The following is a 24113-nucleotide window of genomic DNA, read 5'->3' on the forward strand; positions in this document are numbered from 1 at the left end:
ATGACGGCAGCGCCACGGCGCTCAGGCGCGCCGGGAAAGGAAGTCGGCGATGCGCTGCAGGTGGCTGGCGTCGCCGCGCTCGCCCCAGTACAGGGCGATGAACTGCGCCGAAGCCTCGACCATGTACACGTCGCCCGGCAGCGTCGCCAGGTCGGCGAGCAGTTCCTCGTCGGCGCAGGGCTCGCGCCAGCGGTCCAGCCACACGCCCGGTGCGCTCTGCCAGTAGCGCCACTCGTCGTTGCGCCCACGGCTGCGGCCGCGGTGGTACTGCGCGCAGCTCTGCGGCGGTTGCCGCTCCAGCCAGTGCGGCCACTCCTGGCGCGCCATCTGCATGGCCAGCCCCAGGCGCCGCGCCTGCAGGCGCAGGTCCATCTGCCCGCGCTGGCCGCGCGAGGGCATCAGCCAGGCCAGCGGGCTGAGCACCAGCGCCAGGAGCAGAATCGACCACCAGACCGTCATATCGGGTATACCTCGGCCCAAAGAGCCATACTTGCATTCATAACTGTCCCCCGGAGGAGACGCTCATGCCCTACCAACACATCCTGGTCGCCGTGGACCTCACCGACGAATGCGATCCGGTGATGAAGCGCGCCGTGGCGCTGGCCTCCAGCACCCAGGCGCAGCTGTCCACCGTGCACGTGGTCGAGCCCATGGCCATGGCCTTCGGCGGTGACGTGCCGATGGACCTGTCGATGCTGCAGCAACAGCAGTTCGACCAGGCCAAGGAGCGCATGCACCAGTTCACCCTCTGCTACCCGCAGGTATCCATCGCCCAGAGCCACCTGGTCTACGGCCAGCCGCGCCAGGAAATCCACCGCCTGGCCAAGGAACAGGGCTGCGACCTGATCATCGTCGGCAGCCACGGCCGCCACGGCCTGGCCCTGCTGCTGGGCTCCACCGCCAACGACGTGCTGCACGGCGCGCCCTGCGACGTGCTGGCGGTGCGCCTGCAGAAGACCGAGTGAGTCAGCCCGGGCGCCCGTCGCGGCGGGCGCCCGGTTTCAGAACACCTCTCCCCCGCTCATCAATGCCGGGCGAACCTTCTGCAACTGCGCCTCCAGCGAATAGCTCATGCTCGAGGACATGGAGAAGAAGCTGAGGAAGGCCTTGAGGTTGGAGTCGCCCACGCAGCTGTCGTGGATGCGCTGCCAGAACGCCTGGTTGACCAGTTGCAGCTGCTGGTACAGGCGCACCAGCCCCTTCAGTTCCCAGTCGGCGTGGCGCCCCTCGCGGTAGTTGAAGTACTGGCGCATCAGGTACAGCGACACCGCGCGGGTGATGAACTCCTGGTTGCTGGCGAACGGCAGGTGCTGCTGGGCCATGGGCTTGAGCCGCCCCAGCAGCGGGCAGGCGCTGGTGGCCATGATCACCCCCAGCAGCGCCCGCAGGCCCTCCTCCAGGCCGACCTGCTTGTGGTACTCGCGCTCGGGGGTGCGCACCAGCACATCCACCTTCTTCAGCGCCGGCAGGCCGCGGAAATCCTCGATCACCCGGTGCAGGTCCACCGCCGCCGGGCAATACCTGTGCTGCTCGCGGGACAGCGGGCAGTTGCTGCACTGGTTGTGCTCCAGGCGCGTCCACGCCGGCGCCCCGGTGGCCTGCTCGCCATCGAAGCGGCGTTCCAGCTCGATGCGGTAGCTGAAGCCCTGTTCGTCATCCAGATTGATGCGGTACTCGATCGCCATGCCCTTCCCCAACTCGCCGATCGCCGCCACAGCGGCAGCCCCCAGGCACCTTCCCGACGGGGCAGGTCATTCTTCCAGTTCGGCCCAGCGCTCGATCAGCCGGTCCAGCTCGGCCTGCAGGCTGTCCAGGCGCTCCAGCACCACGCGGGTCTCCTCCGCCGGGCGCTGGTAGAAGCTGGGCGCCGAGATTTCTTCCTGCACGCCGGCCAGTTCGGCCTCCAGGGCGTCGATCTGCCCGGGGATGGCCTCCAGTTCGCGCTGCAGCTTGTAGCTGAGCTTCTTCTTCGCCGCCTCCGGCGCCGCGGCCGGTGCCGCGGCTGCCTGCGGGGCGGGCTCGGATTTCGCCGCCTTCTCCTCGCCCACGCCCAGCAGGCGCGGCGAACCGCCCTGGCGCAGCCAGTCCTGGTAGCCGCCGACGAACTCGCGCACGCGGCCCTCGCCTTCGAACACCAGGGTGCTGGTCACCACGTTGTCGAGGAAGGCGCGGTCGTGGCTGACCATCAGCACGGTGCCGTCGAAACTCAGCAGCACCTCTTCCAGCAGCTCCAGGGTTTCCACGTCCAGGTCGTTGGTCGGTTCGTCCAGCACCAGCAGGTTGGCCGGCTTGCTGAACAGCTTGGCCAGCAACAGCCGTGCCCGTTCGCCGCCGGACAGCGCCTTGACCGGCGTGCGGGCGCGCTGCGGGGAGAACAGGAAGTCGCCCAGGTAGCTCAGCACGTGGCGGTTCTGGCCGTTGATGGTGATGAATTCGCGGCCTTCGGCGATGTTGTCGATGACGGTCTTTTCCGGCTCCAGCTGGTGACGCAACTGGTCGAAATAGGCCACTTCCAGGCACGTGCCTTCCTTGATGCTGCCGGAAGTCGGCTGCAGGTCGCCCAGCAGCAGCTTGAGCAGGGTGGTCTTGCCGGTGCCGTTGGCGCCCAGCAGGCCGATGCGGTCGCCGCGCTGCAGCACCAGGGAGAAATCGCGGATCAGCGGCTCGCCGCCGGGATGGGCGAAGCCGACCTTCTCGGCGACTATCACCTGCTTGCCGGACTTCTCCGCCGTCTCCATCTGGAAGCTGGCCTTGCCGGTGCGCTCGCGGCGTTCGGCACGCTCGTTGCGCATGGCCTTGAGCGCGCGCACGCGGCCCTCGTTGCGGGTGCGCCGGGCCTTGATGCCCTGGCGGATCCACACTTCCTCCTGGGCCAGGCGCTTGTCGAACAGCGCGTTGGCCGCCTCTTCCGCCGCCAGTTGCTGCTCCTTGTGCACCAGGAAGCTGGCGTAGTCGCCCTTCCAGTCGATCAGGTGGCCGCGGTCGAGTTCGAGGATGCGGTTGGCCACGGCCTGCAGGAAGGCGCGGTCGTGGGTGATGAACAGCACCGCGCCGGGGAAGCCGGCCAGCGCCTCTTCCAGCCAGGCGATGGCGCCGATGTCCAGGTGGTTGGTCGGCTCGTCCAGCAGCAGCAGGTCCGGCTCAGCCACCAGCGCCTGGGCCAGCAGCACGCGGCGGCGCCAGCCACCGGAAAGCTCGGAGAGGGTCTTGTCGGCCGGCAGCTGCAGGCGCGTGAGGGTGGTTTCCACCAGTTGCTGCAGGCGCCAGCCGTCGCGGGCTTCCAGGGCCTGCTGGACGCGCGCCAGCTGGGTCAGGTCGTCCTCGCCCTGGATGTGCAGGCTCAGGTGGTGGTAGCGGCTGAGCAGCTCGCCGACCTCGGCCAGGCCCTCGGCGACCACGTCGTAGACCGTGCGCTCGTCGGCCACCGGCAGCTCCTGCGGCAGCTCGCCGATCTTCAGCGCCGGGGCGCGCCAGATGGCGCCGTCGTCGGGCATCTGCTCGCCCTTGACCAGCTTGAGCATGCTCGACTTGCCGGTGCCGTTGCGACCGATGATGCAGACCCGCTCGCCCTTCTCGATCTGCCAGGACACCTGGTCCAGGAGCGGCGTGGTGCCAAAGGCGAGGGATACATCGGTGAACTTCAGCAGGGTCATGGGGCATCTCCGGAAACTGGGGCCGCAGTGTAAGGGAAACTCGAAAAAAGTCAGAGCCTTGCACGAGCGCCGCGGCTGTCATCTTTTGTGCCCGACGGTAGTCCCACAACGCTTCCGCCGCCGCCGCGCAACAGGCTAAGCTTGTGCCTATCGGCGCCGGCCAGACCGCGCCACGAATCATTTTGCGGAAGAGTCATGCGCGGTCGCCTTTCACTATTGTTCTCCTGCCTGATCCTCACCCTGACCAGCGCCGCGCCGGCGCACGCTGCCCCGCTGCAGCAACAGCGGCAGATGTACGACGAGGCCAAGGCCGCCCTGGCGCGCAACGACAACGGCCCCTACCTGCGCTACCGCCAGGCCCTGGCGGATTATCCGCTGGAACCCTACCTGGGCTACGACGACCTGACCAACCGTCTGAAAAGCGCCAGCGACGCCGAGATCGAGGGCTTCCTCACCGAGCACGGCGACCTGCCGCAGATCAACTGGCTGAAGCTGCGCTGGCTGCGCCAGCTGGCCGACCGCCAGGACTGGAAGACCTTCCTCGACTACTACGACCCGAAGATGAACTTCACCGAGCTGGACTGCCTGTACGGCCAGTACCAGCTCACCCACGGGCAGAAGGCCGCCGGCTACGAGACCGCGCAGAAGCTGTGGCTGGTGGGCAAGTCGCAACCCGACGCCTGCGACACCCTGTTCGACCTCTGGCAGGCCGACGGCCAGCTCACCGAGGACATGGTCTGGAGGCGCCTGAAGCTGGCGGCCGAGAAAGGCAACTACGGCCTGGCCACCACCCTCGCCAAGCGCCTGCCGACCCTCGGCAGCCTCGGCGAGCTGATGGTCAAAGTGGCGCAGAACCCCGCCCAGCTGAGCCAGACCGAACGCTTCAGCCTGCGCACCCACGCCATGGCCGACGTGGTCGGCCTGGGCCTGCGGCGCCTGGCCAAGCAGGACCCGGAGCGCGCCCTGGGCCTGCTCGACGGCTACGAGAGCAGCCTGCCGTTCACCGGCGAGGAGAAGGTCAACATCGCCCGGCAGATCGGCCTGGGCCTGGCGCGCCGCTACGACCCACGCGCCCTGCCGCTGATGACCCGCTACGATCCCGAGCTGCGCGACAACACCGTCAGCGAATGGCGCCTGCGCCTGCTGATGCGCCTGGGCCGCTGGGAAGACGCCTACCAGTTGACGCGCCAGTTGCCCAAGGACCTCGCCGAGACCAACCGCTGGCGCTACTGGCAGGCACGCACCCTGCAGCTGGCCCAGCCGCAGAACCCGCAGGCCATAGCGCTGTACCAGCCGCTGGCGCGCGAGCGCGACTTCTACGGCTTCCTCGCCGCCGACCGGATCAACGCGCCCTACCAGCTGAACAACCGCCCGGTGAGCATCAGCCCGCAGGTGATGCAGCGCGTGCGCAACGCCGCCAGCACCCGCCGCGCCCTGGAGTTCTACGCCCGCGGCGACGTGATCAGCGCCCGCCGCGAGTGGTATTACGCCGCACGGGTGTTCAACCGCGACGAACTGCTGGCCCAGGCCCGCATGGCCTACGACATGCAGTGGTACTTCCCGGCCATCCGCGCCATCAGCCAGGCGCAGTACTGGGACGACCTCGACATCCGCTTCCCGGTGGCGCACCGCGACAGCCTGCTGCGCGAAGCGCGCAACCGCGACCTGCACCCCAGCTGGGTGTTCGCCATCACCCGCCAGGAAAGCGCCTTCATGTCCGATGCGCGCTCCGGCGTCGGCGCCACCGGGCTGATGCAGCTGATGCCGGCCACCGCCAAGGAAACCTCGAAGAAGTTCGGCATTCCCCTGGCCGGGCCGCAGCAACTGATAGTGCCGGACCTCAACATCCGCCTCGGCGCCGCCTACCTCAGCCAGGTGCAGGGCCAGTTCAACGGCAACCGCGTGCTCGCCACCGCCGCCTACAACGCCGGCCCCGGCCGCGTGCGCCAGTGGCTGAAGGACGCCCGCCACCTGTCCTTCGACGTCTGGGTGGAGAGCATCCCCTTCGACGAAACCCGCCAGTACGTGCAGAACGTGCTGTCCTACGCGGTCATCTACGGCCAGAAGATCGGCGTGCCGCAGCCGCTGGTGGACTGGCACGAGCGCTTCTTCGACGAGCTTTGAGCGCCCCTTGGCGTAGGGCGGATAACCGTTCGCGGTTATCCGCCGCCTGACCTTCGCATCCGCGCACTGCGAGCGCGGGCCGGAGCGCCTTTCAGAATCGTGGCGATGGGTATCGCTTCGCTCGACCCATCCTACGGTGGTGTTTGCCGGAGAATGCAGGAGCGGACCATGTCCGCGATAGCCGGGGGTATCGGCGCGATTCGCGGATGAGATCCGCTCCTACCATACGGGCGGGCACGGCTCGCTCCTACGAAGAGCATCTCGGCGCAGTCGGCAAGACCGTTATTCCCAACGCCATTCCCCCTGTAGGAGCGCGCCCTGCGCGCGAAATCGCGGGCAGGGCCCGCTCCTACAGGTGCGGGCGAAAGCCCATCCGCGGGAGCTGGATCACTCCAGGATTTCCACCGGCATGCCCACGCGCAGCTCGCCGCGGCCGAGGGGGAGCAGGTTCTGCCCGAGCAGCGCCTCGCCGTCCACCTGGCGGTACTTGAGCAGCGTCGCCAGGGGTTCGCGGTTGGGGTCGCGCTCGCCGGTGTGCGGGTCGATGGTGGTGAGGATGCAGCGGCCGCAGGGTTTGGCCACGCGGAACTCGACTTCGCCGATGCGGATGCGCTTCCAGCCGTCCTCGGCATAGGGCGCGCTGCCCTCCAGCACCAGGTTGGGGCGGAAGCGCAGCATCTCCAGGGGCTGGCCGACGCGCGCGGCCAGGTCGTCCACCGAGGCCTGGCTCATCAGCAGCAACGGGAAGCCATCGGCGAAATGTACCTTCTCGCCCGGCTCGGCATAGGCGGTGTCCACCTGCCGCGCGCGCTGCTCGGGGATTTCCACCAGCCGGCACGGGCGGCCGAGGAAGCGGCTCAGCCAGTCCGCAGCGGCCTCGCCGGCATCCGGCACCTGCAGGCTGTCGCGCCAGATGGTCACGCCGCGCAGCGCATCGTCCACGCCGGGCACTGCCACCAGCAGGTCCTCCATGCCCGGCGCGCGCAGGCGCAGGGCCTGGCCGCCGTCCTGCCAGCGCGCCTCGATGCGGCCCAGTTGCGGCAGCAGGCGCTGGGTGAGGAAGCGGCCGTTGGAAGCCTCCACCACCATCCAGCGGCGGTCGCCCTGCAGGCCGAGGGCGTCCAGCCCGATGCGCTCCAGGGGCTCGAACTGCCCGGACTTGAGCGGGTAGCGGTAGAGGGCGCTGAGGGTGATCATGCTGGCGGCTTCCTTGATGCGGCAAAGAAGCCGTTATACGGGGCGGGCCGGCGCCTAGCAATCGGTGCATCGCGGACCTGTCGGCGCGATTCGCGGATAGGATCCGCTCCTACGCCGCTCCACCCGCGCCATTCCCCTGTAGGAGCGCGCCCTGCGCGCGAATCGCGGGCAGGGCCCGCTCCTACAGGTAGGTGAGCAGGCCGCGCCGGGATGCTCTTCGTAGGAGCGGATCCTATCCGCGATTGCGCCGGCAGGCGCCGGCGTTCACACCATCGCGGCTCAGGCCGGCAGCTTCTCCAGGCGCCGGCGGATCACGTCCACCAGCAGGTCCGGCTGGAACTTGGAGAGGAAGTCGTCGCAGCCCACCTTGCGCACCATGGCTTCGTTGAAGCTGCCCGACAGCGAGGTGTGCAGCACCACGTAGAGCCCGGCCAGGCGCGGGTCGTTGCGGATCTCGGTGGTCAGGCGGTAGCCGTCCATCTCCGGCATCTCGGCGTCGGTGAAGACCATCAGCAGCTTCTCGTCCATGTCCTCGCCGGCATTGGCCCAGGCCTGCAGCTGGCGCAGCGCGCGCAGGCCGTCGGTGGCCACGTGCAGCTTCAGGCCAAGCTGGCCGAGGGTGTCGCGCAGTTGGTTGACGGCGACGCTGGAGTCGTCCACCACCAGCACCTCGCGGCCGCTGGTCTGCGCCAGCAGGTCGTCGTCCAGGCGTTCGGCGGAGACGCGGGTGTTCATCGGCACGATCTCGGCCAGCACCTTCTCCACGTCGATGATTTCCACCAGGCGCTCGTCGATGCGGGTGATGGCGGTCAGGTAGTGCTGGCGCCCGGCCCCGCCGGGCGGCGGCTGCACCGCCTCCCAGTTGAGGTTGAGGATGCGCTCCACGCCGCCGACCAGGAAGGCCTGCACCGAGCGATTGTACTCGGTGACGATGATGGTGCTGCGCTCCTCGGGGCGCAGCGGGCGCATGCCGATGGCGTGGGACAGGTCGATCACCGGCAGCGTCTGGCCGCGCAGGTTGATCACCCCGCAGATCATCGGGTGGCGCTGCGGGATCAGCGTCAGGCGCGGCAGCTGCAGCACCTCCTGGACCTTGAACACGTTGATCGCGAACTGCTGCCGGCCGGCCAGGCGGAACACCAGGATCTCCAGGCGGTTCTGCCCCACCAGTCGGGTGCGTTGATCGACGCTGTCGAGAATGCCGGCCATGGGGGCTCCTGAAATCGGGATGAATAGCGTGTCGCTGTATCGGCCAGAATTCCGGCGACGAAATACTGGCGCAACGCCATCATGCCTCAGAAGCCCGTTCCGGGCCAGCCCCGGCGATCAGCCGCCGAGCAGCGGCGAGTCCGCCGGCAGATGCAGGCGCAACGCTGCCGGGCGCACCTCGAAGCGCGCCCGTCGCGCCTGAAGGGGTTCGCCGTCGAGGTTGATTGCCAGGCCCTCGCCGGCCTCCAGTTCGAGCCACGGCAGGCGCGCGCGGACGAACAGTTCCTGCAGTCCGCCGCCGCTGCCGAGCAGGCTGCCCAGGGCGGACAGCATGTCACCCGGCGCCGGCAATATGCTGACGTCGAGCAGGCCGTCGTCGGCCAGCGCCTGGGCGCATAGCGGGTGCCCGCCGCCGGCCTGGCGGCCGTTGCCGATGCCCAGGGCGAGGAATTCGCCCTGCCAGTCGAAGCCCGGGCCGCGGAAGTGGCCTTCGGCCGAGTGCACCTCGGAGAAACGGCTGATCCCGGTCAGCAGGTAGGCCGCGCCGCCCAGGGCCTTCTTCAGGTCTTCGGAGGTGTTGGCCGTGACCGTGGAACCGAAGCCGCCGGTGGCCATGTTGAGGAAGATGCCCCCCTCCACCTCGCCCAGGTCGATGGGCCGCGCCACCTCCTCCAGCAGGCCCAGCGCCGCGGCCGGCTCCAGCGGGATGCCGGCGGCGCGGGCGAAGTCGTTGGCCGTGCCCAGCGGCAGCAGCGCCAGGCTGGCCGCGGCGTCAGCACGGTACAGCGCCTCGGCCACGGCCCGCGCGGTGCCGTCGCCGCCGCCGGCAACCAGCGTCGGGTAGCCGGCCGCCAGGGCCTCGCCGACCAGGCGCTCGGCATCGCCCTCCTCCCAGGTGACGCGCACGTCCAGCCTCCAGCCAGCCTCGCGGCGCGCCAGCACCGCCGCGCGCACCTCATCGTTGGCCGCCTGCTTGCCGTGCAGGATGAGCATCGCTTCGGGTTTCGCCATGGTCCCTCTCCCCTCCTTGAAGTCCATTCACTATGGACCATCGAAGCGGGGCGCGAAGTTCAGGCCGGGTAGCCGGTGATCTCGCGGATGCTCCGGTACAGCGGCTTCAGTTGCCGGTACATGCGCTGGTAGACCTCGCGGTACAGCCGCTCGTAGGTGCGCTGCGCCTGCGGGCGTGGCTGGAACACCTGGCCGACGCGGGTCATGGCGGCGATGGCGGCGGCGAAGTCCGGGAACAGCCCCAGCCCCACCGCGCAGTCGATGGCCGCGCCCAGGCCGGAGGCCTCGTAGACGTGCGGGCGCTCCGCTGGCAGGCCGAAGATGTCGGCGGTCAGCTGCATGGCCGCATCGCTCTGCGAGCCGCCGCCGGCCACGCGCAGGCGCTCGATGCGAGTGCCGGAACGCTTCTCGATGCGCTCCTTGCCCTGGCGCAGCGCATAGGCCAGGCCTTCAAGAATGGCGCGGTAGATGTGCGCGCGGGTATGCACATCACCGAAACCGATGATCGCGCCCTTGGCTTCCAGGCCGGGTTCGCGGATGCCCGGCGTCCAGTAGGGTTGCAGCATCAGGCCCATGGAGCCGGGCGGCACCTGTTCGACCAGTTCGTCGAACAGCTTCTCCGGCTCCACGCCCAGCTCGGCGGCGCGCTGCATCTCGCGCAGGCCGAACTCGCGCTTGAACCAGCTGACCATCCAGAAGCCGCGGTAGATCATGACTTCGGTGTTGAAATGGTCGGGAATCGCCGCCGGGTACGGCGGGATCAGCGGGATGGTCTCCAGGTAGCGCGCGCGGGTGGTGTTGATGGTCGCCGTGGTGCCGTAGGACAGGCAGGCCACGCTGGGTTCGATGGCCCCGGCGCCGAGCACCTCGCAGGCCTTGTCGGCGCCGGCGGCGATCAGCGGTAGGCCCTCGGGAATGCCGGTGTGGCGGCTGGCCTCGGCGCTGATCGCACCGAGCTTGGCGCCGGGCTTGAACAGCTCGGGCAGTTGCTCCTGGCGCACCGTCACCGCCTGCCATTTCCAGTCCCGCGGGGCGGCCCACTTCAGGCGTTTGTAGTCGAACGGCAGGTAGGCCACGCTGCATGCCAGGGAGTCGACGAAACGCCCACACAGACGATGGGTGAGGAAGCCGGACAGCAGCAGCACCTTGTGCGTGGCCGCGTGCAGCTCCGGCTGTTGTTGCGCCACCCAGTTGACCTCGGCCTGGCTGCGGAAGTAATCCACCGCGCCCTCGGCGCCGGCCAGCTTGAACAGCCAGCCCCAGGGCCCCTTGATGCGGCCCTCGACTTCCGCGCGGCGCTGGTCCAGCCAGAGGATCGCCGGGCGCAGCGGCTTGCCCTGCCCGTCGACATGAATCACGGTGCCGCGCTGGGTGGTCAGCGACACGCCGCGGATCAGGCTGCGGTCGATGCCGCTCTGCGCCCAGAGCAGTTGGCAGGCCTCGCCGAGCTTGGCCCAGTAGTACTCCGGGTCCTGCTCGGCCCAGCCGGGCTGGCTGGAATAGTAGGCCTCCAGCTCGACCTTGCCCTTGCCCACCAGGTTGCCGGCGAGGTCGAAGAGCAGCGCCCGCACGCTCTGGGTGCCGTTGTCGATGGCCAGCAGGTAGCTCTTGTCGTTATCCATTGCACGCTCTCGGTCTTCTTGCGGCTTGCCGCTCATGGCTTTCAGCTACCCGACAGGGCCGGCAAGCTGTAGCAGCGCCGCCAGAGCTCCAGGTAGGCGCGCTCTTCTTCGTGCCAGCGCCCGTCGTCCCAGCCCAGTCGCGCCTGACACAGCGCGCGGATGGCCGGCAGTTCGCCGGCGCCGCCGTTCTCCAGCAGCAGGCCCAGGCGCGTGCGGCGCAGCAGCAGGTCGTCCAGGTGCAGCACCAGCTCGCCTTCGGCGGCCCAGGCCAGTTCGGCCCACAGGCAGTCGCTGTCGCCCACTCGCCCGTTGCCGATTTCCGCCAGCAACCTCACCAGTTGCGGCAGGTTGCGGCCGTGGCGGCCGGCCAGGCGCCGCCGCTGCTGCGGACCCAGGCCGGGCAGGTCGACCTCGGGCACTGCGGCAAAAATTGCTGAGCCGCTGTCCTCCAGCGTCTTGCCAAGCATGGGCGCGCAGGCCTGCAGCACTTCCAGGGCCAGCAGGCGGAAGGTGGTCAGCTTGCCGCCGGCCAGGGTCACGCAGCCGGGCTCCTGCCACAGGGCGTGCTCGCGCTTTTCGTCCGAGGGTTTCTTCTGCGCCGCGCCGCTGCTGACCACCGGGCGCACGCCGGCCCAGGTCGAACGGATGTCGGCCCGGCCGATGCACGCGGCGGGGAACTGCTGCGCGCAGGCGGCCAGCAGGTAGTCGACTTCCTCCTCGCTGATGCAGGCATCGCTGTCCAGGCCGTCGCCATGGTCCAGGTCGGTGGTGCCGACCACGCTGGCGCCTTCCCAGGGGAAGACGAACACCGGGCGCCGGTCCGCCGCGTGCATGAAGCTGAAGGCGTGAGCCACCGGCAGGCGCCAGGCCGGCAGCAGCAGATGGCTGCCGCGCAAGGGGCGGATGTGCTCGTCGCCTTCCCTGCGGCGCAAGCCGTCGGCCCAGGCGCCGGTGGCCAGGGCCACCGCGCCGGCGCGCAAGGCGAAGCGCTCGCCGCTTTCCCGGTCCTCGGCCAGTAGGCCGGTCACCCGGCCGCCGTCCCGGCTCAGTTCCAGCACGCGCAGGCCGTTGAGCGCCTCGCCGCCGTCGGCACGGGCCTCGTCCAGCACGCGCATGACCAGGCGGGCGTCGTCCACCACCGCATCGGCGAAGCGCGTGCCGCCCAGCAGGCCGTCCTCCTTCAGCCCCGGCGCCAGGTAGCGCAGTTGCTGCAGCGGGTAATAGAGGTGGTTGCGCTTGCCGGCCAGGGCGTCGTACACGGCCAGCAGGCCGCCGAACACCTTCGGCCCGGGGAAGCCGCCGCGGTAGTGCGGCATGATGAAGCTCAATGGTTCCACCAGCCCCGCCGCCTCGCCGAGCAGACGCTGGCGCTCGCGCACCGAGTCGCGGGTCAGGCCGAACTGGCCCTTGGCGATGTAGCGCAGGCCGCCGTGGACCATCTTCGAGGAACGGCTGGAGGTGCCCCAGGCGAAGTCGCGCTGCTCCAGCAGCAGGCAGCGCCAGCCGCGCCGCGCGGCCTCGCGGAGGATGCCGGCGCCGGTGATGCCGCCGCCGACCACGATCAGGTCCCAGTCGCGCCCGGCCAGTTCGGCCAGCGCCTGCCGACGCCAGGCGGCGTTCCACATGGCGTCAGTCCTGCAGCAGGGTGCCGGGGTTGAGCCGGCCCGCGGGGTCGAAATGGCCGGCCAGGGCGCGCAGGGTGGCCATGCCCAGTTCGCCCTTCTCCAACGCCAGGTAGGGCGCATGGTCGCGGCCCACGCCGTGCTGGTGGCTGATGGTGCCACGGTTCTCGACGATCGTCCGGCTGGCGGCCTGCTTGAGCCGGCGCCAGCGCTCATGGGTGGCGGCATAGCCGGACGCCGGGCGGAACACGTAGGTGGTGTAGATGCTGGAGCCTTCGCCATAGACGTGGGACAGGTGGCTGAACACGTGCACCCGCTCGCCTTCCGCCGCCAGGCCGTCGCGCAGGCTGGCCTCGATGCGCTGCATCAGGTTGTCGACGTTGCTCCAGTCGGTGGCGGTCTCCAGGGTGTCCACCACGTAGCCGGCCTGCCAGAGCGTCTCGCGCAGGTAGGGCGAGCGGAAGCGGCTGGCTTCCCACTTGCGCCCCAGCAGGGTGCCGGTGAACACCCCGCCGAAGCCCTTCAGCTGGCGCCGCGCGAGCTTCAGCGAGGCGACGTTCTGCGCGCGGCTGCCGGTGACGCCGAAGGTCAGCATGCACTTGCCCTCGCCCGCCCCGCGCCACTTCAGGTAGCGCTCCAGCCAGGCGATCTGCCCGGGATGGCCGGCCAGGGTCAGCTGGGTGCGGGTTTCCACCGCGTTGGACAGGCGCAGCATGGACAGTTGCACCCGCGCCTGGGCCAGGCTGCGGATGGCCGCCAGGCCCTGTTCCCAGGACGGCAGGAAGACCACGTAGAAGCGCTCCTGCTCGGCCAGTCGCGAGACGCGCACCTTGACCGAGGAGATGACGCCGAAGCGGCCCTCCGAGCCCAGCACCAGCTCGCGCAGGTCGGGGCCGGCGGAGGATGCCGGGAAGGTGGGGATTTCCAGCGGCCCGGCGAAGGTCTCCAGGGTGCCGCCGGCGAACAGTTGCTCGATGCGCCCGTAGCGCAGCGACTGCTGGCCGCTGGAGCGGCTGGCCACCCAGCCGCCGAGGGTCGACAGCTCCCAGGACTGCGGGAAGTGGCCGAGGGTGTAGCCGCGGGCGCGCAGCTGGCTTTCTACCTGCGGGCCGTTGGCGCCGGGGCCGAAGGTGGCCACCAGGCTTTCCTCGTCCAGCTCCAGCAGGCGGTTCATGTGCGCCAGGGAAACGGTCAGCACCGGCTTGTCGGAGGCCGGCGGGTTGATGTGCCCGGCCACCGAGGTGCCGCCGCCGTAGGGGATCAGCAGGCAATCGGTGCGTTCGGCGTAGCGCAGCAGTTCGCGGATCTGCTCGGCGCTCTGCGGGTAGGCCACGCCGTCGGGGAAGCGGCCGAACTCGCCCTCGCGCATGGCCAGCCAGTCCGGCAGGCTCTGGCCGCGGGCGTGCAGCAGGCGGTCCATGGGCTCGCGCAGCAGCAGCGGGTGCTCGGCCAGGCGCGAGGCCGGCACCTTGGCCAGCACGGCGTCAAGGCTGGCGTCGGGCAGCGCGAGGCCGGGGCCGATCTGCTCGGCGAGAAAGGTCCGGCCCGAGCCGGGCAGTTCCATCGAAGTGCTTTCCTCACCCCAGCCATTCCAGCGTCGCATGCCTGCCGTGCTCCTGTTCCGGTCGCTCGCAATGGCTGCCTATACTAGTCGGCCGCCCGGGCCTGTCACTGTCGGATCGGGCCAGCGCCAGTCGCCAATAGAGCCACCAGAACAAGAGCGCACCATGCACGCCCTCGGCTATACCTCCGTACCCGCCCTGCTCAAGTACCTGCGCCAGGCCGAGCACCTCGGCCTGGACGTCGACGCCGCCCTGCGGGCCGCCGACCTCACCCGCGCACAGCTGGCCGACAACAGCCAGCGCCTGCCCAGCGAAGCCCACGAACGCCTGCTGGGGTATTTCTGCGAACACGCCGACGACCCGCTGTTCGGCCTGCACGCCGCACGCTTCGTGCAGCCGGGCTCCTGGAGCGTGCTCGGCTACATCACCATGAACTGCGCCACCCTGGGCGAGGCGATGAACCGCATCATCCCCTACGAGAAGCTGGTGGGGGACATGGGCGTGAGCCGCGTCGAGCCGGGCGACGGCCACGTGCGCCTGGTCTGGAACTGCCGCCACCAGGCCGCCGAGATCCGCCGCCACATGGTGGAGAACGTGCTGGCCTCGTGGCTGCTCTATGCGCGCTGGATCGCCGACTTCGAAGGCTCGCCCGAGGAAGTCTGGTTCGAGCACGCACAGCCGGCCGGCACCGAGCTGGCCGAGTACGAGCGGCTGTTCGGCTGCCCGGTGCGCTTCGAGAAACCCTGCAGCGCCCTGTTGGTGCCGCTGCCCCTGCTGGCTTTTCCGCTACGCCAGGCCGACGCCAACCTGCTGCGCACCCTGGAAGAACACGCCCTGGCCATGATGGCCGAGCTGGACGACGACGAACCGCTGCCGCTACGGGTGAAGAACGCCCTGCGCCTGCTGATGAAGGACGGCCTGCCGCGCAAGGAACGCGTCGCCGAGCGCTTCGAGATGACCGTGCGCACCCTGCAGCGCCACCTGCAGCAGGCCGGCACCAGCTACCAGCAGATCCTCGACACGCTGCGCCAGGAGCTGGCCGAGCACTACCTGCTGCACAGCGACCTGCAGATCCAGGACATCGCCCAGTACCTGGGCTTCACCGAGTCGCGCTCCTTCCACCGCAGCTTCAAGGGCTGGACCGGGGAGACGCCGGGGGAATACCGCCAGCGCCATCGGCCGGCGGCGGGGTGAGTAGATTCGCGGGCAGGTGCCGGGTGTCCCCTGTAGGAGCAACTGTCTTGCCGGCCGCGCCGGAGTGCTCTTCGTAGGATGGGTCGAGCTTGCGAAACCCATGCGGTGGCGGTGATGGGTATCGCTTCGCTCAACCCATCCTACGGGGCCTTGTGTTTGCCGGAGGTGTAGGAGCGGGCCCTGCCCGCGATTCGCGCGCAGGGCGCGCTCCTACATGGAATGGTGCGGGTGGGGCGGCATAGGAGTGGATCTCATCCGCGAGTCGCGCCGATATCCTCGGCTATCGCGGACAAGGGCCGCGCCTACATTACCGGCGAGCACGGCTTTTCGTAGGAGCGAGCTTGCTCGCGAACAGACTCCGCTGCAGGGCTCATTCGCGAGCAAGCTCGCTCCTACGAAGAGCACACCGGCGCAGCTTGCAAGGCAGTTGTACCTACAACAGCACTTCGCTCAGGGGAATGAAGGGCACCGTCTCGCCCTCTTCCAGCGTCCGCCCCTCGCGCACTTCCACCAGGCCATCGGCCCAGGCGGCGCTGCGCAGCACGCCGGAGCTCTGGTTCGGGTAGATCAGCGCACGGCCATTTTCCAGCCGTGCGCGCAGGTATTCGCGGCGGTTGCCGGCGTGCTTCCAGGCGAAGCCGGCGGGCACCTCGAAGCGCAGCGGCGTCACCGCCTCGACGCCCAGGCGGCGCAGCAGGTAGGGGCGCGCCAGCAGGGCGAAGGTGACCAGGGTGGAGGCCGGGTTGCCCGGCAGACCGATCACCGGCGTCCCCTGGTAGTGGCCCACGGTCAGCGGCTTGCCCGGCTTGATCGCCAGCTTCCACAGCGCCAGCTCGCCGGCCTCGCGCAGGGCCGCGCCGAGGAAGTCGGCCTCACCCACGGAAACGCCGCCGGTGGTCAGGATCAGGTCGGCGCCGCCCAGCGAGCCGAGCACTTCGCGGGTCTTCGCCAGGTCGTCGGGGAGGATGCCGGCATCTCGCACCTCGCAGCCGGAACGCAGCAGCCAGGCCTTCAGCACGGCGCGGTTGCTGTTGTAGATCTGCCCGGTACGCAGCGGCTGGCCCGGCTCCACCAGTTCGTCGCCGGTGGACAGCAGCGCCACCCGCGGCTTGCGCCGTACGTTCAGCACGGCCTGGCCGAGCGAGGCGGCCAGGCCCAGTTCGATGGCGCCCAGGCGCGTGCCGGCCGGCAGCACCTGGTCGCCCTGGCGGGTCTCCTGGCCCTGCGGGCGGATGTGCTGGCCGAAGCGCAGCGCTTCGACGAAGCGCACGCGGCCGTCCGCCAGCACCTCGACGTTTTCCTGCATCTCCACGCAATCCGCGCCATGGGGCACCGGCGCGCCGGTGAAGATGCGTGCGCAGGTGCCGGGTTGCAGCGGCTCGGGGGCGATGCCGGCAAAAATCTTCTGGCTCACCAGCAGCGGCTCGCCCTGCCAGTCGGCCAGGCGCAGCGCGTAGCCGTCCATGGCGCTGTTGTCCCAGGGCGGCAGGTCCAGGCCGGCCAACAGCGGCTCGGACAGCACGCGGCCCTCGGCCTCGGCCAGGGGAACCTGTTCCACTTCCGCGATCGGTGCCTGCGCCGCCAGCGCCATCAGCCGCGCCAGGGCCTCCTCGACCGGCAGCAAGCCGGGCTTGTCGCAGCAGCTCATCCGCGGCTCTCGCAGGGCGCGGCCTGCTTCAGGTGCGGCACGAAGTTGCACGGGCGGTGGCGGGCGTCCAGTTGCTCGGCGAGGATGCCGTCCCAGGCGGTGCGGCAGGCGTTGGTGGAACCCGGCAGGCAGCACACCAGGGTGCCGTTGGCCAGCCCGGCCAGGGCGCGGGACTGCACGGTGGAGGTGCCGATGTCGGCCACCGAGATCTGCCGGAACAGCTCGCCGAAGCCGTCCACCAGCTTGTCCAGCAGGCAGGTGACCGCCTCCGGGGTGCTGTCGCGGCCGGTGAAGCCGGTGCCGCCGGTGACCAGCACCACCTGCACCTGCTCCTCGGCGATCCAGGCGGCGACCTGGGCGCGGATGCGGTAGAGGTCGTCCTTCAGCAGCACCCGCGCAGCCAGGTTGTGCCCGGCAGCGGTGAGGCGGTCGACGAACAGCTGGCCGGAGGTGTCGGTCTCCAGCGTGCGGGTGTCGCTGACGGTGAGCACGGCGATGTTCAGCGGCACGAATTCGGGCGTGGCCAAATGGCTCATGGACGGTGTCCTTGCTTGAGAGACGGGGATGCCGGTGTTATATCACAGGCCCGTTCCGGAGACCTCGCCATGCCTGACGCCACCCTGCCGCCCTGTTCCGTCCTGCTGCTCGCCGGGGGGCGCGGCCAGCGCATGGGGGGGCGCGACAAGGGCCTGCTGGAATGGCGCGGGCGGCCCTTGATCAGCTACCTGCGCGAACGCGTGCGCCCGCTGAGCGACGACCTGATCATCTCCTGCAACCGCAACGCCGACATCTACCGGGCCTACGCCGACCAGTTGGTGCACGACGACACCCCGGACTACCCCGGCCCACTCGCCGGCATCCGCGCCGGCCTGCAGGCCGCCCGCCACCCCTGGCTGCTGGTGCTGCCCTGCGACGCCCCGCTGTTCGACGAAGAGCTCATCGAACGCCTGCGCCAAGCCGCCGCGGCACATCCAGAGGCACCGCACATGCTGTACGACGGCGACCACTGGGAACCGCTGTTCTGCATCCTGCCCAAGGCCCTGGCGCCACAGCTGGAAGCTGCCTGGCAACGCGGCGAGCGCAGCCCGCGCCAGGTCCTGCTGCCCCTGGGCGCGCGTCCCGTGGCCTGCGCCAAGGGGGACCCCCGTCTGGCCAACCTGAACTCCCCCGAACTGCTGAACGGCCCGAGCTAGACAGCCGATACACTGTCTTTCGAGAATTTCCCGGGAACTTTGCCACTACTCGCCCAGTCGGACACTCCGAACAAACCTCGATTCGTACAGGAGATATACGAATGATCAATCGCGCGCTCCCAGCTTTCCTGCTCGTCCTGGGCCTTGGCGCACTCGCTGGCTGCTCCAGCCCCAGCGTCATCACCCTGAACGACGGCCGCGAGATCCAGTCCGTCGACACGCCCAAGTACGACGACGACACCGGTTTCTATGAATTCGAACAACTGGACGGCAAACGCGTACGCGTGAACAAGGACCAGGTGCGTACCGTCAAGGATCTCTGATCCCCGACCTCCAGCACCAGGGCGCCCCGCCGGACTCCGAGTCCCGCGGGGCGTCGGCTTTTTCGGGGGGCGGAAAATATTTCTGAAAAAATTTTCGCTAACCCCTTGTGCATCAAAAGTTTTTCGGTAGAATGCGCGCCATCAAACGGAGCGTAGCGCAGCTTGGTAGCGCGTCTCGTTCGGGACGAGAAGGTCGCTGGTTCGAATCCAGTCGCTCCGACCAATTCCCGAAAAACCCGCCTTAACCGGCGGGTTTTTTATTGCCTGCGATTTTTCCCGGCAGGCATTTCCCCACCCGCGAATCACGCGCTGGGCGCGCGCCTACATGCTGTCCGGGAGAGCGTAGGAGCGGATTTATCCGCGATTCCGCCGGCAAGGCCGGCGCGCATGCCATCGCGGACGGAGTCCGCTCCTACACGTGTCTGGCTTCAGGCCTGCCCCGAACGGCGCATCGCCACCTGCGCCAGCGCCGCCCAGTCCCGCTCGCCGTCGCCCTGGGCCACCGCTTCCAGCAGGTTGTCGCGCAGCACGCTGGCGAACGGCAGCGGCACGTGGCGGCTCTGCCCCGCCGCCAGGGCCAGGCCCACGTCCTTCAGGCCGAGCACCAGGCGGAACGCCGCCGGCTCGTAGCGCTGCTCGGCGATCAGCGCGCCATAGTTGCGGTACACCGGCGCGTTGAACAGGGTGCTGCCCATGATATCCAGCAACTGCGCCGGCTCCACCCCGAAGCCCTTGGCCAGGGCCGAAGCCTCGCCCATGGCCTCGATGGCGCTGGCGATCATGAAGTTGCCGGCGATCTTCACCGCCGCCGCGCTCAGGGGAGCGTCGCCCAGCGGCCAGGTCTTCTGCCCCATCAGGTCCAGCAGCGGCTGCACTTCGGCGATGGCCTCGGCGGGCCCGGCGGCGAGGATGTTGAGCTTGCCAGCCGCGGCCACGTCGGTGCGGCCGAACACCGGCGCGGCGATGAAGGCGACGTCGCGCTGGCGATGGCGCTCGGCCAGCTCGCCCACCAGGGCCACCGACAGCGTGGCCATGCTCAGGTGGATCAGCCCCGGCCGCGCCGAGTCCAGGGCGCCGCTGTCGAGGAGCACCGCACGGGTCGCGGTGTCGTCGGCGAGCATGGAAATCACCACGTCGGCATCGAAGGCCGCGACCGGGTCGGCCGCCGCCAGGCCGCCCAGGGCCAGCAATGGCTCCAGCGCCGCCGGCGAGCGGTTCCACAGGTGCACCTGGTGACCGCCGCGGATGAGGTTCGCGGCCATGCCGGCGCCCATGCCGCCAAGACCGAGGAATCCGATTTTCATAAGTGCTGTCTCCAACGAAAGGGTACGACAGCGCAAGACTGACACAGAGCAGCGCCAGGCACAGAAACGTCGGAGGAAAAATCAGCAGCGCAAAAAAGCAGCTACCTGTTCGGCGTCGAACGGCCAGTTCAGCTCCGCTCCCGTGTCACAGCGGCGCAGCACCGGGATGCTGAGGCCGTAGCGCTCGACCCATTCCTCGCGGTCGGCGATGTCGATCAGTTCCACCAGCAGGCCGTGCTCGACGAAAGGCATCAGCACCGCTTCCGCCACCTCGCACAGGTGGCAACCCAGGGTTCCGAACAGTTGGCATTCAGGGCCCATCGTCTCCTCCCCCGTCAATGGCCGGCCTGGCGCAGCAAGGTTTCCGCCACCTCGCGCGCTTCCAGGGCCTGGTCGGCCGGACCGTGCATGTGCGCCATGACCAGCACCCCTTCCAGCAAATATTGCAGCTGCCGCGCCAGCTTGCCCGGTTCGTGCACGCCGAGGGCCTCCAGTTGGCGACGGAAGAACGCTTCGACGAAGCCCTTGTGCTCGGCGGCCTGGCGGTGGATCGGGTGGCCGCGATCATGGAACTCGGCGGCCGCGTGGATGAAGGCGCAACCGCTGAAACCGTCCTCGTGCAGGTAGCCGTGCAGGTTGTCGAAGACCGCCAGGATGGCCTCGCGCGGCGCCCGCCGCGGCGCATCGCCGAAACGCCGCAAGGTGCGCGCATGGCGTTCCTCCAGGGCGGCCATGATCAGCTCGTCCTTGGACTTGAAGTGCTTGTACAGGGTCATCTTGGCCACCCCGGACTCGGCCAGGATGCGGTCGATGCCCGTGGCGTGGTAGCCCTCGCGGTAGAACAGCTCGAGGGCGGTATTGAGCAACTGCTCGCGCTTGCTGGAAGCCTTGCTGGACGTCATGGGCACCTCCTGGGCGGTCATTATGCGCGAGGCGTCGGCGCTCTTGAACCGGCGGGCACGGGATGGCCGTATTTCGAGCTTGAACTATACAGACTTGTCTGTCTAATATTTGCCGGAACCGTTCCCGACAACAACACCCAGCAGGAACACCGCCATGAAACTGCACGACATCCCGCTCTCAGGAAATGCCTACAAGGTCCGCCTGTTCCTCAGCCTGATCGGCCAGAGCGCCGAGCTGGTCAACGTCGACCTGCGCAGCGGCGTGCACAAGCGCCCCGCCTTCCTCGCCATCAACCCGCGCGGCCAGGTGCCAGCCCTGGAGGATGGCGATTTCGGCCTGGGCGATTCCCAGGCCATCCTGGTCTACCTGGCGCGCCGCTATGCCGAGCCGTCCTGGTACCCGCTGGACGCCGAGCCCCAGGGGCGCATCGCCCACTGGCTGAGTTTCGCCGCCAACGAGATCCAGCACGGTCCGGCACAGGCGAGGGTCATCCAGTTGTTCAAGCGCCCCGGCGACCTCGGCGCAGCCCAGGCCAAGGCGCGCCAGGCCCTGGAACTGCTCGACGGGGAACTGTCGCGGCATCCCTGGCTGGCCCGTACGGCCGGGCCGAGCATCGCCGACATCGCGGTCTACCCCTACGTCGCCCTGGCCCCCGAAGGCGGCCTGGACACCACTGCCTACCCCCACGTGCAGGCCTGGCAGGAACGCATCCGCGCCCTCCCCGGCTACCTCCCCCTGCCCACGCTCTGAGCCGTCGAAAAGGATGCCGAACATGCGCCTCGCCAGATGCTTCCTCGCCCTGCTGCTGGGGTTGGCCAGCCTGCCCGGCCACGCCGACGGGCTGCGCTTCGCCCTGGTGCGCACCTCCGGGCTCACCACCCTCGACGCCCTGACCCTCGCCGACGGCGACTGGACGCGAAAGGTGCGCGTCAACCACACAGCGCTGCTCATCCAGCACCATGCGGCCACGCTGCTGTTCGACACCGGCCTGGGCAGCCAGGCGCAGGCGCAATTCGCCCGGGACATGCCCTGGTGGGACAAGCCGCTGTTCCGTTTCGGCGAGGTGCATCCGGTGCGCGAGCAACTGGCCGGCAGCGGCATCCGCATCGACCGCATCTACCTGTCCCACGCACACTGGGACCATGCCTCGGCACTGGTGGACTTCCCCGAGGTGCCGGTATGGGCGCCCTATGCGGAAATCGACTACGCCCACATCGCCACGCCGCCGGCGGTGTTCCCCAGCCAGTTCAGCGCGGCGACGCCCTGGCGGCCCTACGTGTTCTCGCCCACGCCCTTCCTGGCCTTCGACGAGAGCCTGGACCTGTTCGGCGACGGCAGCCTGGTGCTGGTGCCGATGCCCGGCCACACGCCCGGCTCGGTCGGCCTGTTCCTCACCCTGGCGGACGGCCGCCGCTTCTTCTTCAGCGGCGACACCAGCTGGCGCCTGGAAGGCTTCAGCGGTCCGCGGCAGAAGTTCTGGGTCAGCAGCCGCCTGGTGGACCGCGACCGCGGGCAGACCCTGGCGCAACTGGCGAAGGTCCACGAAATGCTCCTGGCGCACCCGGAAATCACCGTGGTCCCGGCGCACGACGCGCAGGTACAGGACCGCCTCGGCTACTACCCGCATTGGGTGCAATGAAAGGCCCTCCTTTGGTGCAGAGCGCAGGGGGTAGGCCAACTCCAGGCAAATCAGCGGGATAACTCGGAGAACAGCGACTAAGGTCTAAGAGTCGGAAAAAGCCTGTAATGATTTAGTAGACAGGCTGTAACAGATCGACATGCCGGCGTAGTCCAGGCATCACCGAACTGCTCAAAGCGCTCGAGGAGACAATAACAATGAGCAAGACTCCGATCGCCCGCGCCGTGGCCATGGCCACGCTGGGTTCCACCTGCATCATCCCCGCCCTGGCTCACGCCGACTTCATCTCGGACAGCAAGGCCAGCGTCGAACTGCGCAACTTCTACTTCAACCGCGATTTCCGCACCTCCACTCCGGCCCAGCAGAGCAAGGCCGAAGAGTGGGCGCAGGGCTTCATCCTGCGTTACGAGTCCGGCTATACCGAGGGCACCATTGGCGTGGGGGTAGACGCCATCGGCATGCTCGGCCTGAAGCTGGACTCCAGCGCGGACCGCACCGGCACCGGCCTGCTGCCCAAGACCGCCGACGGCGACGCCGCCGACGACTACAGCAAGCTGGGCATGACCGCCAAGCTGCGCTACGAGAAGAACACCCTGAAGGTCGGCACCCTGATCCCGAAACTGCCGGTGATCATGCCCAACGACAGCCGCCTGCTGCCGCAGGTGTTCCTGGGCGGCGCCTTCAACTCCACCCAGCTCGACGGCCTGACCTTCGACGCCGGCCGCCTGAACCAGACCAACCTGCGCGATTCCTCCGACTACCAGGAGATGACCATCACCGGCGGCGGCAAGAAGAACATCACCTTCCGCACCGGCGCCACCACCAACGAATTCGACTTCGCCGGCGGCACCTACGCCTGGACCAAGAACTTCAGCACCGGTTACCACTACGGCCAGCTGGAGGACTTCTACAAGCAGCACTTCCTGACTGCGACCTACGTCCTGCCGATCACCGAGGGCCAGTCGCTGAAGACCGACCTGCGCTGGGCCAAGTCCAACGACGACGGCACCAGCAACGTCGACAACAAGGCGCTCAACGCCATGTTCACCTACAGCCTGGGCTACCACGCCTTCGGCCTCGGCTACCAGAAGATGAGCGGCGACACCGGCTTCGCCTACATCAACGGCACCGATCCCTACCTGGTGAACTTCGTACAGATCAACGACTTCGCCAACAAGGACGAGAAGTCCTGGCAGGCTCGCTACGACTACAACTTCGCCGGCATCGGCATCCCTGGCCTGACCTTCATGACCCGCTACATCAAGGGCGACAATATCGACCTGCTGACTACCAGCGGTGAAGGTAAGGAATGGGAGCGCGATACCGATGTCGCCTATGTGTTCCAGGACGGTGTGCTGAAGGGCTTCGGCGTGAAATGGCGTAACGCGACCACTCGCAGCAACTTCAGTCGGAACTCTGCTGCCAGCAATGCTGCGGATGAGAACCGTCTGATCCTCAGCTATACCATGCCGCTCTGGTAGCGGACTGCCGGCGGGGGGCCATGCGTAGTGGCCTTCCGGCTTGGCGCCAGTGGCCTTGGTGGTAATTTGGGCCACTCATGAGAATGCCGTTTCTCTCCCTGGGGGAAACGGCATTTTCATGTGGGATGGGCTCTGGCTACGCTTGCGGAGCTTTGTCCCGTGCTCCGCCTCCCACCTCGTCATTCCCGCGAACGCGGGAACCCAGTTGCCTTGGCTTGGGCGTTTCTGCGCCGCTCCGAGTCTGCGGAGATTTTTTGTTTCGCCCCCTCGGGCGAGTCCCTTTTGTCAAACGCCACAAAAGGAACCAAAAAGGCTTGCCCCAACATACGGGCCCGATGAAGCCGGGCTACCCTCACGAATTCCCCCGCCACGGAGGCCCGCCCCGAGGGTACGTCCCTGTAGCCCGCGGGGCTCTCGCGACATCCATG

22 protein-coding genes and 1 tRNA gene are annotated in these 24113 nt (G+C 68.7%); 9 read left to right on the forward strand and 14 right to left on the reverse strand.

Annotation, left to right across the window (positions count from 1 at the left end):
• Nucleotides 1-21: 21 nt before the first annotated feature.
• Complete coding sequence (locus tag BM060_RS10855) at nt 22-459, reverse strand: hypothetical protein (protein ID WP_074979938.1); 438 nt, start codon at nt 457-459, stop codon at nt 22-24.
• Between the two features lie 65 nt (nt 460-524).
• Here BM060_RS10855 and BM060_RS10860 point away from each other — a divergent pair, with 65 nt between their 5' ends.
• Entirely contained in the window at nt 525-965 is a 441-nt protein-coding gene (locus BM060_RS10860; protein WP_043267328.1) for a universal stress protein, read from the forward strand.
• Nucleotides 966-1001: 36 nt separating this feature from the next.
• Here the strand turns inward: BM060_RS10860 and BM060_RS10865 are convergent, their stop codons facing one another.
• Together BM060_RS10865 and BM060_RS10870 are read right to left on the reverse strand one after the other, a co-directional pair.
• Nucleotides 1002-1685 carry a DUF6901 family protein gene (locus tag BM060_RS10865; protein WP_074979941.1) on the reverse strand — a complete coding sequence of 228 codons (684 nt, stop codon included), beginning with the start codon at nt 1683-1685 and terminating at the stop codon, nt 1002-1004.
• Between the two features lie 66 nt (nt 1686-1751).
• Nucleotides 1752-3653 (reverse strand): ATP-binding cassette domain-containing protein, encoded by a 1902-nt coding sequence (locus BM060_RS10870; RefSeq protein ID WP_074979943.1) that lies wholly within the window; start codon nt 3651-3653, stop codon nt 1752-1754.
• A 195-nt stretch (nt 3654-3848) separates the two neighbouring features.
• Here BM060_RS10870 and BM060_RS10875 point away from each other — a divergent pair, with 195 nt between their 5' ends.
• The gene (locus BM060_RS10875; protein ID WP_074979946.1) at nt 3849-5777 is read left to right on the forward strand and encodes a transglycosylase SLT domain-containing protein; all 1929 of its coding nucleotides are present in this window, start codon (nt 3849-3851) and stop codon (nt 5775-5777) included.
• Nucleotides 5778-6164: 387 nt separating this feature from the next.
• On the opposite strand, the gene BM060_RS10880 is transcribed toward BM060_RS10875, so the two are convergent.
• The 6 genes from BM060_RS10880 to BM060_RS10905 form a co-directional block, all read right to left on the reverse strand.
• A complete protein-coding gene (locus tag BM060_RS10880; RefSeq protein WP_074979949.1) occupies nt 6165-6974 on the reverse strand; it encodes an MOSC domain-containing protein in 810 nt (269 codons plus the stop codon).
• A gap of 279 nt (nt 6975-7253) precedes the next feature.
• Nucleotides 7254-8183 (reverse strand): chemotaxis protein CheV, encoded by a 930-nt coding sequence (locus tag BM060_RS10885; protein WP_074979952.1) that lies wholly within the window; start codon nt 8181-8183, stop codon nt 7254-7256.
• A 117-nt stretch (nt 8184-8300) separates the two neighbouring features.
• Nucleotides 8301-9194, reverse strand: a complete 894-nt coding sequence (gene yegS, locus BM060_RS10890) for a lipid kinase YegS (RefSeq protein ID WP_074979954.1) — start codon at nt 9192-9194, stop codon at nt 8301-8303.
• A gap of 59 nt (nt 9195-9253) precedes the next feature.
• The gene (locus BM060_RS10895) at nt 9254-10816 is read right to left on the reverse strand and encodes an FGGY-family carbohydrate kinase (RefSeq protein WP_074979956.1); all 1563 of its coding nucleotides are present in this window, start codon (nt 10814-10816) and stop codon (nt 9254-9256) included.
• Nucleotides 10817-10857: 41 nt separating this feature from the next.
• Nucleotides 10858-12441, reverse strand: coding sequence for a glycerol-3-phosphate dehydrogenase/oxidase (locus tag BM060_RS10900; protein ID WP_074979959.1), 1584 nt, complete (start codon nt 12439-12441; stop codon nt 10858-10860).
• A gap of 4 nt (nt 12442-12445) precedes the next feature.
• Nucleotides 12446-14041 carry an FAD-binding oxidoreductase gene (locus BM060_RS10905; protein WP_074979961.1) on the reverse strand — a complete coding sequence of 532 codons (1596 nt, stop codon included), beginning with the start codon at nt 14039-14041 and terminating at the stop codon, nt 12446-12448.
• 124 nt (nt 14042-14165) lie between these two features.
• Here BM060_RS10905 and gliR point away from each other — a divergent pair, with 124 nt between their 5' ends.
• Nucleotides 14166-15194: an AraC family transcriptional regulator GliR gene (gene gliR, locus BM060_RS10910; protein ID WP_074979964.1), complete on the forward strand. Its 1029-nt coding sequence runs from the start codon at nt 14166-14168 to the stop codon at nt 15192-15194.
• A gap of 433 nt (nt 15195-15627) precedes the next feature.
• Here the strand turns inward: gliR and BM060_RS10915 are convergent, their stop codons facing one another.
• On the reverse strand, nt 15628-16842 hold the full coding sequence (locus BM060_RS10915) for a molybdopterin molybdotransferase MoeA (protein WP_074979967.1): 1215 nt from the start codon (nt 16840-16842) through the stop codon (nt 15628-15630).
• Nucleotides 16839-17378 carry a molybdenum cofactor biosynthesis protein B gene (gene moaB, locus BM060_RS10920; RefSeq protein WP_009621330.1) on the reverse strand — a complete coding sequence of 180 codons (540 nt, stop codon included), beginning with the start codon at nt 17376-17378 and terminating at the stop codon, nt 16839-16841. The genes BM060_RS10915 and moaB overlap by 4 nt, the downstream gene beginning before the upstream one ends.
• Nucleotides 17379-17447: 69 nt before the next feature.
• On the opposite strand from moaB, the gene mobA reads away from it, so the two are divergent.
• The 3 genes from mobA (at nt 17448) to BM060_RS10935 (ending at nt 18581) form a co-directional block, all read left to right on the forward strand.
• Nucleotides 17448-18035, forward strand: coding sequence for a molybdenum cofactor guanylyltransferase MobA (mobA, locus tag BM060_RS10925; RefSeq protein ID WP_074979969.1), 588 nt, complete (start codon nt 17448-17450; stop codon nt 18033-18035).
• A gap of 101 nt (nt 18036-18136) precedes the next feature.
• Nucleotides 18137-18358 (forward strand): YgdI/YgdR family lipoprotein, encoded by a 222-nt coding sequence (locus tag BM060_RS10930; RefSeq protein WP_009621327.1) that lies wholly within the window; start codon nt 18137-18139, stop codon nt 18356-18358.
• 146 nt (nt 18359-18504) lie between these two features.
• Nucleotides 18505-18581, forward strand: a tRNA-Pro gene (locus tag BM060_RS10935).
• A 205-nt stretch (nt 18582-18786) separates the two neighbouring features.
• On the opposite strand, the gene BM060_RS10940 is transcribed toward BM060_RS10935, so the two are convergent.
• The 3 genes from BM060_RS10940 to BM060_RS10950 form a co-directional block, all read right to left on the reverse strand.
• Nucleotides 18787-19662: an NAD(P)-dependent oxidoreductase gene (locus tag BM060_RS10940; protein ID WP_074979971.1), complete on the reverse strand. Its 876-nt coding sequence runs from the start codon at nt 19660-19662 to the stop codon at nt 18787-18789.
• Between the two features lie 81 nt (nt 19663-19743).
• Entirely contained in the window at nt 19744-19983 is a 240-nt protein-coding gene (locus tag BM060_RS10945) for a glutaredoxin family protein (RefSeq protein WP_074979974.1), read from the reverse strand.
• Between the two features lie 14 nt (nt 19984-19997).
• Nucleotides 19998-20564: a TetR/AcrR family transcriptional regulator gene (locus BM060_RS10950; RefSeq protein WP_061563229.1), complete on the reverse strand. Its 567-nt coding sequence runs from the start codon at nt 20562-20564 to the stop codon at nt 19998-20000.
• A 154-nt stretch (nt 20565-20718) separates the two neighbouring features.
• Between BM060_RS10950 and BM060_RS10955 the strand changes: the two genes are divergently transcribed.
• The 3 genes from BM060_RS10955 (at nt 20719) to BM060_RS10965 (ending at nt 23685) form a co-directional block, all read left to right on the forward strand.
• The gene (locus BM060_RS10955; RefSeq protein WP_074979977.1) at nt 20719-21315 is read left to right on the forward strand and encodes a glutathione S-transferase family protein; all 597 of its coding nucleotides are present in this window, start codon (nt 20719-20721) and stop codon (nt 21313-21315) included.
• A 22-nt stretch (nt 21316-21337) separates the two neighbouring features.
• Nucleotides 21338-22204 carry an MBL fold metallo-hydrolase gene (locus tag BM060_RS10960; protein ID WP_135499770.1) on the forward strand — a complete coding sequence of 289 codons (867 nt, stop codon included), beginning with the start codon at nt 21338-21340 and terminating at the stop codon, nt 22202-22204.
• Between the two features lie 197 nt (nt 22205-22401).
• A complete protein-coding gene (locus tag BM060_RS10965; RefSeq protein WP_074979982.1) occupies nt 22402-23685 on the forward strand; it encodes an OprD family porin in 1284 nt (427 codons plus the stop codon).
• Nucleotides 23686-24113: the final 428 nt, after the last annotated feature.

Source organism: Pseudomonas citronellolis (assembly GCF_900112375.1).
GTDB lineage: Bacteria > Pseudomonadota > Gammaproteobacteria > Pseudomonadales > Pseudomonadaceae > Pseudomonas > Pseudomonas citronellolis.